Genomic DNA, 14,194 nt, shown 5'->3' with positions numbered 1-14,194 from the left:
TCCGTGCATTGATTTTCAGACGGCCTGCTGTATGGGAAAGGCCGTCTGAAAAGCCTTAGCCGCGTTTCGGTTCGCCGCGCACCGGTGCGCCGTTTGCCACATAATAATCCGCATCGGATTTGGGCAGCGGGGTGCGGCCGCGGATTTTGTCGGCGATTTTTTCCGCCAGCATGATGGTGGTGGCATTCAGGTTGCCGGTGATGATGTCGGGCATGATGGACGCGTCCACCACGCGCAAGCCGTCGATGCCGTGTACGCGGCCCTGTCCGTCCACCACGGCATCATTGCCTTCGCCCATTGCGCAGGTGCAGGACGGGTGGTAGGCGGTTTCGGCGTGGTTGCGTACGTATTCGTCCAATTCGGCATCGCTTTGCAGGTTTTCAGACGGCGTGATGACTGCACCCCGGTAGCGGTCGAGCGCGGGCTGGTTCATGATGTCGCGCGTGATGCGGATGGCGGCGCGGAATTCTTCCCAATCCTGCTCATGGCTCATGTAGTTGAACAGGATGCTCGGGTGTTCGGACGGGTTGGCCGATTTGATTTTGATGCGGCCGCGGCTGGGCGAGCGCATCGAGCCGACGTGGGCCTGGAAGCTGTGCGCCTTGCTGGCGTTGCGCCCGTCGTAGCGTACGGCGATGGGCAGGAAGTGGTATTGGATATTCGGCCAGGCGAATTTTTCGTGCGAACGGATAAAGCCGCCGCCTTCAAAATGGTTGGTCGCGCCCAGCCCCGTGCCGTTGAACAGCCATTCCGCGCCGATGGCGGGTTTGTTCCACCAGCGGGTGGCGGGCGCGATGGAAACGGGTTCTCTGCATTCGTACTGCATATAGAGTTCGAGGTGGTCTTGCAGGTTGTTGCCCACGCCCGGCAAGTCCAACAGTTCGCGCACGCCCGCTTCTTTGAGCCACGCGCCCGAGCCGATGCCCGAACGTTGCAGAATCTGCGGCGAGGCAACCGCGCCGGCGGATACAATCACTTCGCGCCGCGCTTCGGCGGTTTTCAGGCTGCCTTGGTGTTCGAAGCGCACGCCGCGCGCGTGTTTGCCGTCAAACAAAATCACATCGGTGAGTGCGCCGGTGAGTATGGTCAGCCGTTCGCGGTGACGCGCCATATCGAGATAGCCGCGTGCGGTGGAGGCGCGGCGGCCGTCGGGGGTAACGAAACGGTCCATCGGGCCGAAGCCTTCCTGTTGATAGCCGTTCAAATCGTCGGTGCGCGGATAACCTGCCTGCACACCGGCTTCTATCATGGCTTCAAACAAGGGATTGACACCCGCTTTGGCGGTGGTAACGTGTATCGGGCCGCTGCCGCCGTGATAGGCGTTTTCGCCCGCATCGCGCTGTTCGGCTTTTTTGAAATACGGCAGGCAGTCGCGATACGTCCAGTCGGACAGGCCGTCTTTTTGCGCCCAATGGTCGAAGTCCAGCGCGTTGCCGCGTATGTAGCACATACCGTTGATTAAAGACGAACCGCCCAAGCCTTTGCCGCGCCCGCAGTCCATAATGCGGTTGTTCATAAACGGCTCGGGGTCGGTTTTATAGCCCCAATTGTAGGTGGTGCCTTGCAGCGGCATCGCCAGCGCGGCGGGCATTTGGGTGCGGAAATCCAAACGGAAATCGGGCAGGCCGGCTTCGAGCAGCAGCACGGAGACGTTTTCGTCTTCGGTCAGCCGTGCGGCCAGTACATTGCCCGCACTGCCCGCGCCGATGATGATGTAGTCGTAGGCGGCTTTCAGGGCGGGGGTGTTGAATATCATGTATTTGTCCTTGTCGGAATATTTCACTTCGCGTCAGCCGTACCGCGCGGTTCAGGCTGCCTGCCGCACGGACGGCGTTTGACTGCGTTTTCAGACGGCCCGGCGCAGAAAATGCGGGTGTTGCCGGCACCTTTTGACTTTGCCTGCAAGGCATATTGGGGGGGGGGGATTTTTGAGTGCTGCCGGCAATGCCGAAAGGCACGGCAATGCCCCGAAACCTGCAAACCGTCGTTCAGGCAAAAACAAAAGCCGTTCGGCATCAAAAGTGTCGACCAACCCGACGGTTTCCTACACCCGGCCGCAGCCCGGACACCGTTTCCGGTACAGTACTTTCAGGCAGCTTCAATGCATGGAGTGTGTTAAAGGCTGGCCGCTTTGGTTGCCGTCGCGGTCGAGCGTTTCCAACGCACCGCGCAGCCACTGCCATGCCAGCGTCTGCTGGTCGCCGACGGCATTCCACACCGCATCTTCGCTCAAAATGCTGTATTCGCCCTGCGTGTCCAAATCAAACTGCTGCCCCTGCTCTTCCGCTTCGATGCAGGCAAGGTAGCCGCCGCCGAAATAAAAGTCCGCCAGTTGGCGCATCAAATCTTCGCCGCGCTGCCAGTCGCACCGCGCCGCTTTGAGTTTGGGCAGCAGCTGCATCCATTCGCGGTAGAGGTCTTGGATTTCCTGCAAGCGTTCTTGTGTGGGAAGGGACATCGTTTTTCCTTTCTGTCGTGTTGATCATCGCGGCAGGCCGTCTGAAAACGGAAGGCGGCATACCGGCCGTCAAAAACCATAACTGCATAGCCATAGCCGCACCCCGTGCACCCGTAACCGCAGGCCACCAAAAAAGCGCAAAGTGCGGCGGCAATATTTATCGGCCTGATGCACCGGGCAACGGTTATACGGAATACGGCACACGGCCGTCATCAGCCGCACCATGCCTGCCATATCGTCCGACAGCACCACCGCATCACGGAAACGTGCCGCCTGCCGTTGCCGCAGACGCGCGGAAACAGTGAAGCGGGCCGCGTGCTTTTGCTGTTACGGCGGTATGCCGCAAAAACAGGCAACGGCTCCCCGACAGGATACCGCGTTTTCAGACGGCCTCAAAACACCGACTGATAATCGCCCAGTTCCACCAGCACGGATTTGGTCTGAGTGTAGTGCATCAGCGTCTGAATACCGTTTTCGCGGCCGATGCCCGACTGTTTGTAGCCGCCGACGGGCATTTGCGCGGGCGACTCGCCCCATGCGTTGATCCAGCAGATGCCCGCCTGCAAACGGCCAATAATGCGGTGGGCGCGTTTGATGTCGCGTGTAACCACACCGGCGGCCAGGCCGTAATCGGTATGGTTGGCACGGACAATCACTTCTTCTTCGGTAGTGTAGGCCAAAATGCTCATCACGGGGCCGAAAATCTCTTCGCGGCAGACCGTCATTTCGTCGGTGCAGTCGGTAAATACGGTGGGCGCGACGTATGCGCCTTTGTCCAAACCGTTTCCGCTCAGACGGCCGCCGCCCGCAATCAGCCGTGCGCCCTCGGCTTTGCCCCGTTCGATATAGGCCAGCACCTTTTCCATATGCGGGAAACTCGCCAGCGGGCCGAAATTCACATTTTCATCCAGCGGGTCGCCGATACGGATACGCTGCACGCGCTCGATAACTTTGGCTTCAAAATCCGCCTTCACTGCGGCAGGCACAAACACGCGCGTGCCGTTGGTGCATACCTGTCCCGAGCTGTAAAAATTCGCCATCAGCGCAATATCCGCCGCCAAATCCAAATCGGCATCTTCGCAGACAATCAGCGGCGATTTGCCGCCCAGCTCCATCGTGATGTCTTTCAGGCTGCTTTCTGCGGCCTGCACCATCACTTTTTTACCGGTCGGCACGCCGCCGGTGAACGACACTTTGGCGATGCCGGGGTGGCGGCTCAAAGCCTCGCCCACGCGCCAATCGCCCTGTACGACATTGAACACCCCGTCGGGCAGGCCTGCTTCCGTGAAGATTTCCGCCAGTTTCAGCGCGCCCGTGGGCGTGATTTCAGACGGCTTGAAAATCATGGCATTGCCCGCCGCCAGCGCGGGGGCGGCTTTCCACATCGCAATCTGAACCGGATAATTCCACGCGCCGATACCCGCCACCACGCCCAAGGGCTCCTGCCGCGTATAGGCAAACGCCGTCTCGCGCAACGGAATCTGGCGGCCTTCGACGGCCTGCGCCAAACCGGCATAATATTCAATCACATCGGCACCGGTTACAATGTCCACATAGCGCGTTTCGCTCAGCGGTTTGCCCGTATCCAGCGTTTCGATACGCGCCAGCTCATCATTGCGTTCGCGCAATAAAGCCACAGCTTTCAGCAGAACACGGGCACGCTCGGCCGCCGTCATCGCCGCCCAGATTTTCTGCCCCGCAGCGGCGGCCAGCACGGCCGCATCAACCTCTGCGGGCGTACTCTGCTGCACCACAGACAGCGTTCCGCCGTTGGCCGGATTGATGTTGGCAAAGGTTTCGGCGGCGGGATTGACGGCGGTATAAGTGCCGTTGATGTAGGCGGTCAGCGTGTGCATAGCAATCCTTTTCTGCTTAAATTTTCAGCAATTCTTTTTTTACCCTAACACAATACCGCACGGTTTGTACACCCGATGCAAACCGCACACCCGTACGCACGGCGGTAAAACCCGGCCGGATTCAGTCCTGAAAGTATCCGTCCTGCTTTCCGACCCGAAAATCAGACATAACCCCGCTGTCAAACAACAGATGCTCCGTCCGCCAAACGGTTCAAAAAAGGCCGTCTGAAACAGGGGTTTTCAGACGGCCTTTCGTCAGCAATCGGCAAGGGCGGTTTATTTCTCGATGCGGCTCAAAAAGCGGCGGGTACGCTCGTGCTGCGGCCGGTTGAGCAGCTGTTGCGGCGCGCCCTGCTCGACAATCACGCCGCCGTCCATCACCACCACAGTATCGGCCACGTCCAGCGCGAATTTGATTTCGTGGGTTACCACAATCATGGTCAGCCCCTCTTCGGCCAGCTGTTTCATCGCATCGAGCACGTCCTGCACCAGCTCGGGATCCAGAGCCGAAGTCGGTTCGTCGAACAGCATCAAATCCGGCTGCAAGGCCAGCGCGCGGGCAATGCCCACCCGCTGCTGCTGGCCGCCGGACAATTGGTGCGGATAGAGTTCCGCCTTGTCCGACAGGCCGACTTTTTCCAGCAGCCGCAAGGCTTCGCCGCTCGCCTGCGCTTTGTCTTTGCCCTGCACATTGACCGGCCCTTCGGTGATGTTTTCCAGCGCGGTTTTGTGCGGAAACAGATTGTACTGCTGAAACACCATGCCCGATTTGCGCCGCAGTGCCAACACATCTTTTTTGGACGGCTTTTTACCGAAATCGATGCTCAGCGGTGCAGTGCCGCCAAAATCAATCTGCCCCTGCTCGGGCATTTCCAATGCGTTCAGACAGCGCAGGAAGGTGGTTTTTCCCGAACCGGACGGCCCCAAAACCACCACCACTTCACCTTTGCGCACGTCCAAATCGATGCCGCGCAGAATATGGCTGCCGCCGAACTGTTTGTGGATATTGCGGATACGTATCATGACTGCCTCCGTTTATTTGACCGCATGGCGGTTGAAGCGGCGTTCGATACGCGCCTGAACCATAAACAGCACCGCGCAGAAACACCAGTAAATCACACCCGCCTCGATATACACCGGCAAAAAGTCGTAAGACAGGTTGGCATACTGCTGCGCCACGCGGAACAGCTCGGTTACCGTCACCACCGAAGCAAGCGAAGTGTTTTTGAACAGGCCGATAAAATCGTTGCTCAACGGCGGCACGGCCACGCGGAACGCCTGCGGCGCGATGATGCGGCGGAAGGTCTGCATATAACTCATACCGATGGAAAAACCGGCCTCCCACTGCCCTTTGGGCACGGACAAAATCGCCGCGCGTATGGTTTCGGAAGCATACGCGCCGGTATTGAGCGAAAAGCCGATAATGGCGGCCGGAATCGGGTCGATAAAAATACCGATGGCGGGCAGACCGTAAAACACAATCGAAATCTGCACCAGCAGCGGCGTGCCGCGTATCATGGAAACATAGGCTTTGACCAGGCTCAGCAGTACCGCCTGCACCCAGCCGCGCGCAGGCGATACGCGCACCAGCGCCACGGCCAGCGCAATCAGCATGCCGACGGCAAAAGACGCGGCCGCCAGCGGAAAAGAAATCAGCACACCGGCCTTGACCATCGGCCAGAACGCGCTCATCACCAGCTCGGCGCGCGCACCGGTCATAAACGGGAGGGAAGCGAGAAAATCATGCACAGGCGGCTCGTTTCGGTTGGAAAAAATCGGTTGGAACAAAAAACGGCAGACCGCCGGCACACCGGCAGTCTGGCGGAAAAACCTTTGTTTATCAAACGGCGGATACCGTTTTCAGACGGCCTCCATCACGGCAGGCCGTCTGAAAAGGCGCGTTTTAACGTTTGCTGACATCTTGGCCGAAAAATTCTTCGCTCAATCTGCCCAGTGTGCCGTCCTGATGCAGCGCATCCATTGCCTCGTTGATTTTCGCCAAAGCCTCGTCCTGACCTTTGTTCAGAATCAGACCCGCACCGACTTTCTTGTCGGCACCGGCCTGCCAGACGGTTTTCAGGCCGGAATCGGGGTTTTTCTTCAAAAAGTCCAGCAGCGACAGGGTATCGTTCAGCGTAACATCGGCACGCTTCTGCTGCACCAGCGTCAATGCCTGCGCCATGCCGTCCACCGGCACGATTTCGGCACCGGCCGCCACGGCCATTTCGCCGTAATTGCTGCTCAGGGTTTGCGCGGCTTTGAGGCCTTTAATGCTTTCGAGCGCAGTCACGCGGGTTTCGTCCTGACGGCCGAGCATCATCGGGCCGCTCCAACTGTAAGGCACTGCCTTGTCAAACGCAGCCTGACGCTCCGGGGTGGTGAGTGCCACTTGGTTGGCCACCAAATCGAAACGTCCGGCTTTCAAACCGGCCAGCATGGAATCCCACTGGGTTTCTTTAAATTCCACTGTAATCCCCAGTTTGTCGGCCACCGCGCGGGTTACTTCCACATCGTAACCGGTCAGTTTGCCGTTTTGGTCGCGGTAAGTGAAAGGCGCGTACGTACCTTCCGTACCGACGGTAATCACACCTTTATTGTTGAGGCGGGCAATCAGGCTGTTACCGTCGGCAGCGGCGGTTTGGGCAGACGCATCGGAAGCGGGGACGGTTTGCGCGGCCGACCCGCTTTTGCCGCAGGCAGCCAGTGCAAATACGGCGGCGGCAGTCATCAGGGTGTGTTTCAACATGGGAAGTCCTTACTTTTGAATCAACAAAGCGGGAATTGTAGAGAAAAACGCCGCCGCCGCCAAAGAATCTTTCATTCTGTCCGGCAAGGGAAAACGGGATAAAAAGTTATCAGGCCGTCTGAAAAGCATCGCTTTCAGACGACCCGGCCGCCATGCGGCAAGCTCCGCACAATATATTATCCTGACCGCCAACCGTCCGTACCCCGCCGCAGGCCGTCTGAAAACGGCTGCCGGTCCCGCCCGATTCAGACGGCCTGCGGCAGGTCGCTGCCCAAATATGCCGCCTGCGAAAACGCCTGCAAGGCCGCACGGCCTCGGATATCTTCGGCTTGAAGAGCGTAATGGTGGCGGGTAACGGCGGCCAAATCGCGCCCGATCTGCCGCATGATGTCGGCCTGACGGCGGTAACGCTGCTGCCAGAACGGCGAATCGTCCGCCTGCGCCACCATCATCTGATTCACAATGACATGGCGGCACGGCAAACCAAAATGCGCCAGCTGTGCCAAAGCTCGGCGGGTTTCGGCCAAGGGCAGCATTTCGGGCACCATAACCAGCACAATCGACGTATTTGCCGCGTCTGCCAACAGCCGCCCCGCCCGCTCGAACAGTTCGCGCCGCCTGGCCAGTACGTCTGCCGCTTTCTGCCAGCGGCTGTGTTTGGTTTCACTCAACAGCGTCTGTTCCCGCCCGCTGCGCCGCCAGAACGGCAGGGCGGCTTCGCGCAGCGCGTTCTGCCGTCCCTGCTGTGCCAGCAGGCCGTCCGTCCATGCCGCCATCATCTGCGGCAGCTCCAACAGGCGCAGCGTGTGGCCGGTGGGTGCGGTATCGAACACCACTTGATCAAAGCCCATGATGCGGTGGTTTACCACAAAGCCGCACACCGCTTCCAGCAGGGCGGCCTCTTCCGCGCCCGGCGAAGCCTTGGCCGCATCGAGATGACGGCGCATTTGGCCGACCATTTCCGGCCGGGTATAGGCGGCTACGGTTTCGGCCACGCGCTCGAAATGGCGGTCGGTAATCTGCGCGGGATTGAGTTCCACCGCCGACAACCCGCCGCCGAGCGCGCGCACCGTACCCGACAAAGGCACATCCAGCACATCGCCCAAGCTGTGCGCCGGATCGGTGGAAACCAGTAAAACCTGCCGCCCGGCATCGGCCAGACGGCAGGCCAAAGCGGCAGCATGGGTGGTTTTTCCCACCCCGCCCTTACCGCCGACAAACAGCAGCTTTTTTTGCGAAGCCTCTTGCAGCAGCACATCCATCAGCAGCACCCGAAACGGTCAAGCGGCGAATGCGGCATACCCATACGCATATGCCAGTCGTGAAACTCTTCCATCAGCAGGGGTTGCAGTTCGAGGGTGTAGAACGTCATCGGGTTGGGTACGCCCAAACTTTCTGCAAACACCATCAGCATGAACAAATCCTGCTCGTCGCGGTAGGCGCGGGACAGCATCTGCCGGTAAGGTGCGTGGTAAAACTCATGCAGCCCGTCGGCAAAGGCCCGCCATTTTTTCCGCCACATCATCAGGCACGCTTTTTCGGCCATTCGCGTTTCAGTACGGATACACATTCCAGCGACACCAGAATCGAGCATACCAAGATGACGGCATCCAGCACCACCAGCAGCCACTTGCCCCCGGCATAGAACGATTTCAGTTGTAGCAGCAGTGCCAGAATGCTCACCAGCAGCAGAAAGGCCATCGGAATCAGCGTTACCCACACTTTTCGCCCGGCTTTGAGCAGAATCACGGTAACGACCAGCAGGGTCAGCCCCGCCATCAATTGGTTGGTGGTACCGAACAGCGGCCAAATCAGCATACCGCCGTCGCCTTTCAAACCGCCCGCACCGAATGCCAGCAGCGCACAGGTACCCACCGCCAAAAGCGTGGCCACCGAACCTTTTTGGAACGAACGGATGCCGTACATCTCACCCCATTCCTGAAAAATATAGCGTTGCAGGCGCACGCCGGTGTCCATGGTGGTACCGGCAAACAGGGCGGCCATTACCGTCAGCATAGTGGCCGACAATTCGGGCGACAGGCCGATGCCCTCGTTCATAATCGCCGCACCGCCGTCGATAAATGCGCCCATACCGCCCGCACCGAATTTGCTGTACACCGCCTGCCAGTCGGCCAATGTGGCGAAACCCGCCGTCGCGGCCAGAATGGCCGCCAAGGCCAGCATACCTTCCCCCATCGCACCGAAATAGCCGACAAAACGGCTGTCGGTTTCACGGTCCACCTGTTTGGAAGTGGTGCCGCTGGATACCAAACCGTGAAAACCCGAAATCGCACCGCAGGCAATCGTAACAAAGAGCAGCGGCATAATCGGCGGCGTACCGGCCGGTACATTGTCATTGACGGCAGGCGCAACCACATCGGGGCTGACCAAAAAAATCGCCGCATACAGCACGAACAGGCCGACAAACAGTTGCAGGCCGTTGATATAGTCGCGCGGCTGCAACAGCATCCAAACAGGCAGCAGAGAAGCCACGGCGGCATAGACAAACAGCAGGATAATCCACACCGCATTGGCGGGCAGGCCGAATACGGTTTCCGGCAGGGCAATCGGGAACAGCGGACCCAGATAAATCAGCGTATAGAGCGACACCACGCCGATAATCGACACCCACAGCAGATTCATTTTCAGGCGGTAGATACACTGCCCCACCACAAACGCCACCGCCAGCGCCCCCCACACCGGCAGCACCGCCGAGGGCGTTTTAATCATCATACCCGCAATCACCACGGCAAAAACGGCGTTCACCATCAGCAGCAGCAGGAAAATCACAATCATAAACAGGCTGCGCGTGCGCGCATTGACGGCCGAACCGGCAATCGAGCCGATGGACTGGCCTTTATTGCGTACCGACGCCCACACGGCCGACATATCGTGCACGCCCGCCAGAAACACCGTCCCCAGCACCACCCATACAAAAGCGGGCAGCCAGCCCCAGAATACGGCAATGGCCGGTCCGACAATCGGCGCGGCACCGGCCACCGAAGTAAAATGGTGTCCCCACAAAACATATTTATTGGTCGGCACAAAATCCACACCGTCGTTCAACTCGTGCGCGGGGGTTTTGAAATCGGGATCCAGACGCAGGATTTTCTGCGCCACAAAGCGCGAATAGAAAAAATAGCCGCAGGCCATCAGCACCAAACCGACTATCAACAGAAAAACGGCACTCATTTCCGCCCTCCTCTATTATTTTGACAAAATAAAATACGTAAAGCCGTATTATCTGGATTTTTCGCCGGACTTGCGCATTTTTTACATTATGTCGGACCAAAAGGCCGTCTGAAACGGCATTCCCCTGTTTCAGACGGCCTATTCATGCCGGAATACACCCTGCACAACCGGTTTGCCTGTTCCGCATGAATTATTTTAATATTCTTGCCTGATTTTACTTTCGCCGAGTATCCCGCCATGGATTCGATTATCGAACTGCGCCACCTCAAAACCCTGCTGGCTCTGGAAGAAACCGGCAGCGTTTCCCTGGCGGCCAAACGGGTTTTCCTGACCCAGTCCGCCCTGTCGCACCAAATCCGCCTGCTGGAAAACCATTACGAAACACCGCTGTTCGAACGCAAATCCAACCCGCTGCGCTTTACCCCTGCGGGCGAGCGCCTGCTGCAACTGGCGCGCGATCTGCTGCCTCAGGTGGCGGCGGCCGAGCGCGATATGGCACAGATTATCGAAGGCGAAGCGGGTGAGTTGCGGCTGGCGGTGGAGTGCCACACCTGCTTCGACTGGCTGATGCCCGCCATGGGTATTTTCCGCCCGCTGTGGCCGCAGGTGGAGTTGGACATTGTGTCCGGCTTTCATGTCGATCCGGTCGGACTGCTGCTGACCCACCGTGCCGATCTGGCCATTGTTTCCGAAGCACTGCCCCAGCCGGGCATTGCCTACCGCCCGCTGTTTTCTTATGAAATGGTGGGCATCTGTGCCGAAGAGCACCCGTTGGCGGACAAAGCAGTGTGGGAAGCGGCCGATTTCGCCGGTGAAACCCTGATTACCTACCCCGTGCCCGACGATATGCTCGACCTGATCCGCAAAGTACTGCTGCCGCAGGGCATCAATCCCGCGCGGCGCAACAGCGAGCTGACCATCGCCATTATCCAGCTGGTAGCCAGCCGGCGGGGCATTGCCGCCCTGCCTTATTGGACGGTCATGCCCTATCTGGAAAAAGGCTATGTGGTTTCGCGCCGGATTACCGCCGGCGGTCTGCAAAGCAATCTGTATGCCGCCGTGCGCGAAGAAGATTCGGGCAAAACCTATCTGGAAAACTTCTGCCAGATTGTGCGCGACGAGGGCTTCGCCAGCCTGCCCGGCCTGAGTGTGCTGTCTCTGGAAACGGACGGCTGAGTCACCGCGTCCGGTGCGGCTTTTTTGGCGGCACAACGTAAAGACAGCGCGATTTTGTGTGAAATCGATTAAAATACGCAGCTTTTCCGACAGCAGCCGTTTTCAGACGGCCTGTTTTGTTTCCTTTGCCGCCGCCGGCGGCCTGTTTGAGAGCCAGATTATGTATGAAACCATTCACGAAGCGGTAAACAGCATCAACGGCCCGCTGTGGGACGGCCTGATTTACCTTTTGCTGGGCGTCGGCCTGTTTTTCACGATCAGCACGGGTTTTGTCCAATTCCGCCTGCTCGGCCGCAGTATCCGGGAAATGCTCGGCGGGCGCAGCAGCGGCAATCCCGATGCGATTACCCCGTTCCAGGCTTTTGCCACCGGTTTGGCCAGCCGCGTGGGCGTGGGCAATATCGCCGGTGTGGCGATTGCCGTTTCGCTGGGCGGCCCCGGCGCGGTCTTCTGGATGTGGGTTACCGCGCTGATCGGCATGAGTTCGGCCTTTGCCGAATCGTCGCTGGCGCAGCTGTTCAAAATCCGCGATCCCCAAAACGGGGCTTTCCGCGGCGGCCCCGCCTACTACATTACCCAAGGCCTGCGCCAGAAATGGCTGGGTGTGCTGTTTTCCGTCAGCCTGATTTTCTGTTTCGGCCTCGTATATGAAGCCGTGCAGTCCAACTCGATTGTGGCGGCCACCGAAGCGGCTTGGGGTTGGAACAAGCAGGCCGTCGGTGTGGCGCTGGTGATTTTGGCCGCGCCGATTATCTTCGGCGGCATCAAGCGCGTATCGCGCGTGGCCGAAGCGGTGGTACCGCTGATGGCGGGCGTTTACCTGCTGCTGGCTCTGTATGTGATGGTGGTCAATGCGGGTGAAGTACCGCGCGTATTCAGCCTGATTGTTTCCTCCGCCTTCGATTTTCAAGCCGCAGGCGGCGGCCTGCTCGGCTCGATGATTTCTGCCGCGATGATGAACGGCATCAAACGCGGCCTGTATTCCAACGAAGCCGGTCAGGGTTCCGCACCGAACGCGGCGGCAGCGGCCGATGTCAAACACCCCGTCTCACAGGGCATGATTCAAATGCTGGGCGTGTTTATCGACACCATCATCGTCTGCTCGTGTACCGCGTTCCTGCTGCTGCTCTCCGGCGTACCGTCCGCCGACACCCCGCTGACCGGCGTGCAGCTGACGCAGGCGGCCATTGTCGAACACGTCGGCGCATGGGGCGCGGATTTCCTGGCCGTTATCCTGTTCCTGTTCGCGTTTTCCACCATCATCGGCAACTATGCCTATGCCGAATCGAATATCCAGTTTATCAGCGGCAACCGCCTGTTCCTGGCCGTTTTCCGCATGGCCGTGCTGGGCATGGTGTATTTCGGCGCGGTGGCGAAAGTGCCGCTGGTATGGGACATGGCCGATCTGGCCATGGGCACCATGGCCGCCATCAACCTGATGGCCATTCTGGCACTCAGCCCGCTGGTTCTGCTGCTGCTGAAAGACTATCAGGCCAAACTGCGCATGGGCAAAGAACCCGAATTCAAACTGTCGGAACACCCCAGTCTGAAACGCCGGATCAAATCGGATATCTGGTAAACGCACAGCCGAAACCGAAAGGCCGTCTGAAAACGGGCAACCCCTGTTTTCAGACGGCCTTTTTTTGCAGACCTGCCGCATCAGTTGATGCTGTAACCTTTCAAATACTGGATACGCTCGCGCGTCATGCGCGTGCCGCATTGGAGATACAGGTACTCGGCCTGCACGGCACTGCCCGCCTGCGCGGCAGCCTGACGGCAGCTGTCGTCGCGCTTATCGATCCATGCACGCTGCTCGTCCAGCAAACCCTGCTGCACCGCTTTATCCATGCGCTCCCATTGCGCGTTAATCTCGTCGCGCGCCTGACGGTTGGCCGTCCGCGCCCGCTCCAAATCACCCGCGTCCACCGGCACTTCCTGCGGCATACTGCCGCCGGGCTGCAACACTTCCGGTGCCGGTTCTGCGGCCGTCTGCGAAGCAATAAACGCACCCAGCACATCTTCTTCCTGCGCGGCGGCCGGGTCCGGCATCTCCGGCACTTCCCCGCCCGTACGCAGGCGGCGCAGCGCATCAGCGCGGGCGATTACCTGCCCGTCCACCACCAGCATATCTTTCACCCCGTACGGCAGCAGCAAAGATACCAGCGCATTGGCCGCCACCGGCAGACTGTTGTCGGTATACGTCAGCACCAGCCGCCCGTCGCTGCCGTACTGCGGCGTATAGCGCACCGCCCGGCTCAACATGCCGTTGTCGGCCAACTGCCACTGACTGCCTGCCAAACGCTCTTCGGCAAGCGCAAGCAGCGGCACATCGCCGTACAGCAGCGGCGCATTCTCCTGCGCCCGTGCCAGTGCGGCAGACGGCAGCGCGATGCTGAACTGCCCCTGACACTGCTGCGGACTATCGGCCGCCGGCAACGGATTATCCACCCGCACCGCCATATCGGCCGCCACCGCCGCAATCTTGTCGGCATCGACAAACCCGCGCCGATCGTCACCGGCAAACCGGCGCGCCTGCTCGTTTACCCACTGCCGCACATCCTCCTGCACCTTCTGCACTACCGCAGGATCGGCACAGGAAGGCGGTTCCGCCTGCGGCGGCTGCTTATCGCCGCAGGCAGCCAGCGCGGCGGCACACAAAGCCGCCGCCGTCATCGGTTTCCACATCTTGCATCTCCCGTTTCGGTTCGCTCCGTCGGCATCATAACAAAACCGCCCGTTGCGGTTAAGCGGCAACGGGCGGTTTTT

General features: G+C 59.5%; 12 protein-coding genes. 2 read left to right on the top strand and 10 right to left on the bottom strand.

Features of this window, described 5'->3' with window-relative positions; all coding sequences use genetic code 11:
• Positions 1-55: 55 nt before the first annotated feature.
• The 9 genes from betA to ORY85_RS08950 form a co-directional block, all read right to left on the bottom strand.
• Positions 56-1,735, bottom strand: a complete 1,680-nt coding sequence (gene betA / locus ORY85_RS08990; RefSeq protein ID WP_367575889.1) for a choline dehydrogenase — start codon at positions 1,733-1,735, stop codon at positions 56-58.
• 363 nt (positions 1,736-2,098) lie between these two features.
• Positions 2,099-2,458, bottom strand: a complete 360-nt coding sequence (locus tag ORY85_RS08985; RefSeq protein WP_274571822.1) for a DUF4298 domain-containing protein — start codon at positions 2,456-2,458, stop codon at positions 2,099-2,101.
• A 392-nt stretch (positions 2,459-2,850) separates the two neighbouring features.
• A complete protein-coding gene (gene betB, locus ORY85_RS08980; RefSeq protein ID WP_274571823.1) occupies positions 2,851-4,314 on the bottom strand; it encodes a betaine-aldehyde dehydrogenase in 1,464 nt (487 codons plus the stop codon).
• A gap of 276 nt (positions 4,315-4,590) precedes the next feature.
• Entirely contained in the window at positions 4,591-5,337 is a 747-nt protein-coding gene (locus tag ORY85_RS08975; protein WP_274571824.1) for an amino acid ABC transporter ATP-binding protein, read from the bottom strand.
• 12 nt (positions 5,338-5,349) lie between these two features.
• Complete coding sequence (locus tag ORY85_RS08970; RefSeq protein ID WP_274571897.1) at positions 5,350-6,033, bottom strand: amino acid ABC transporter permease; 684 nt, start codon at positions 6,031-6,033, stop codon at positions 5,350-5,352.
• Positions 6,034-6,217: 184 nt separating this feature from the next.
• A complete protein-coding gene (locus ORY85_RS08965; RefSeq protein ID WP_274571825.1) occupies positions 6,218-7,060 on the bottom strand; it encodes an amino acid ABC transporter substrate-binding protein in 843 nt (280 codons plus the stop codon).
• 245 nt (positions 7,061-7,305) lie between these two features.
• Positions 7,306-8,322, bottom strand: a complete 1,017-nt coding sequence (locus ORY85_RS08960) for an ArsA family ATPase (protein ID WP_274571826.1) — start codon at positions 8,320-8,322, stop codon at positions 7,306-7,308.
• Complete coding sequence (locus ORY85_RS08955) at positions 8,322-8,606, bottom strand: cory-CC-star protein (RefSeq protein WP_274571827.1); 285 nt, start codon at positions 8,604-8,606, stop codon at positions 8,322-8,324. Before ORY85_RS08955 ends, ORY85_RS08960 begins: the two co-directional genes overlap by 1 nt.
• Positions 8,585-10,252 (bottom strand): carbon starvation protein A, encoded by a 1,668-nt coding sequence (locus tag ORY85_RS08950; protein ID WP_274571828.1) that lies wholly within the window; start codon positions 10,250-10,252, stop codon positions 8,585-8,587. Before ORY85_RS08950 ends, ORY85_RS08955 begins: the two co-directional genes overlap by 22 nt.
• A gap of 237 nt (positions 10,253-10,489) precedes the next feature.
• Here ORY85_RS08950 and ORY85_RS08945 point away from each other — a divergent pair, with 237 nt between their 5' ends.
• Together ORY85_RS08945 and ORY85_RS08940 are read left to right on the top strand one after the other, a co-directional pair.
• On the top strand, positions 10,490-11,428 hold the full coding sequence (locus tag ORY85_RS08945; protein WP_274571898.1) for a LysR family transcriptional regulator: 939 nt from the start codon (positions 10,490-10,492) through the stop codon (positions 11,426-11,428).
• Between the two features lie 160 nt (positions 11,429-11,588).
• Complete coding sequence (locus ORY85_RS08940; protein ID WP_274571899.1) at positions 11,589-13,007, top strand: sodium:alanine symporter family protein; 1,419 nt, start codon at positions 11,589-11,591, stop codon at positions 13,005-13,007.
• A gap of 80 nt (positions 13,008-13,087) precedes the next feature.
• On the opposite strand, the gene ORY85_RS08935 is transcribed toward ORY85_RS08940, so the two are convergent.
• A complete protein-coding gene (locus ORY85_RS08935; RefSeq protein ID WP_274571829.1) occupies positions 13,088-14,113 on the bottom strand; it encodes a lysozyme inhibitor LprI family protein in 1,026 nt (341 codons plus the stop codon).
• Positions 14,114-14,194 lie beyond the last annotated feature (81 nt).

The sequence above is a fragment of the Neisseria leonii genome, assembly GCF_028776105.2.
GTDB classification, from domain to species: domain Bacteria; phylum Pseudomonadota; class Gammaproteobacteria; order Burkholderiales; family Neisseriaceae; genus Neisseria; species Neisseria leonii.
The sequence above is the reverse complement of the archived record's forward strand: the minus strand, read 5'-3'. Positions and strand labels throughout refer to the sequence as shown.

Excerpts from the sequence above, each read along its gene's own strand:
- ORY85_RS08985 (WP_274571822.1), bottom strand. The coding sequence starts at position 2,458 with ATGTCCCTTCCCACACAAGAACGCTTGCAGGAAATCCAAGACCTCTAC.
- betB (WP_274571823.1), bottom strand. The coding sequence starts at position 4,314 with ATGCACACGCTGACCGCCTACATCAACGGCACTTATACCGCCGTCAAT.
- ORY85_RS08975 (WP_274571824.1), bottom strand. The coding sequence starts at position 5,337 with ATGATACGTATCCGCAATATCCACAAACAGTTCGGCGGCAGCCATATT.
- ORY85_RS08970 (WP_274571897.1), bottom strand. The coding sequence starts at position 6,033 with ATGACCGGTGCGCGCGCCGAGCTGGTGATGAGCGCGTTCTGGCCGATG.
- ORY85_RS08965 (WP_274571825.1), bottom strand. The coding sequence starts at position 7,060 with ATGTTGAAACACACCCTGATGACTGCCGCCGCCGTATTTGCACTGGCT.
- ORY85_RS08960 (WP_274571826.1), bottom strand. The coding sequence starts at position 8,322 with ATGGATGTGCTGCTGCAAGAGGCTTCGCAAAAAAAGCTGCTGTTTGTC.
- ORY85_RS08955 (WP_274571827.1), bottom strand. The coding sequence starts at position 8,606 with ATGGCCGAAAAAGCGTGCCTGATGATGTGGCGGAAAAAATGGCGGGCC.
- ORY85_RS08950 (WP_274571828.1), bottom strand. The coding sequence starts at position 10,252 with ATGAGTGCCGTTTTTCTGTTGATAGTCGGTTTGGTGCTGATGGCCTGC.
- ORY85_RS08945 (WP_274571898.1), top strand. The coding sequence starts at position 10,490 with ATGGATTCGATTATCGAACTGCGCCACCTCAAAACCCTGCTGGCTCTG.
- ORY85_RS08940 (WP_274571899.1), top strand. The coding sequence starts at position 11,589 with ATGTATGAAACCATTCACGAAGCGGTAAACAGCATCAACGGCCCGCTG.
- ORY85_RS08935 (WP_274571829.1), bottom strand. The coding sequence starts at position 14,113 with ATGTGGAAACCGATGACGGCGGCGGCTTTGTGTGCCGCCGCGCTGGCT.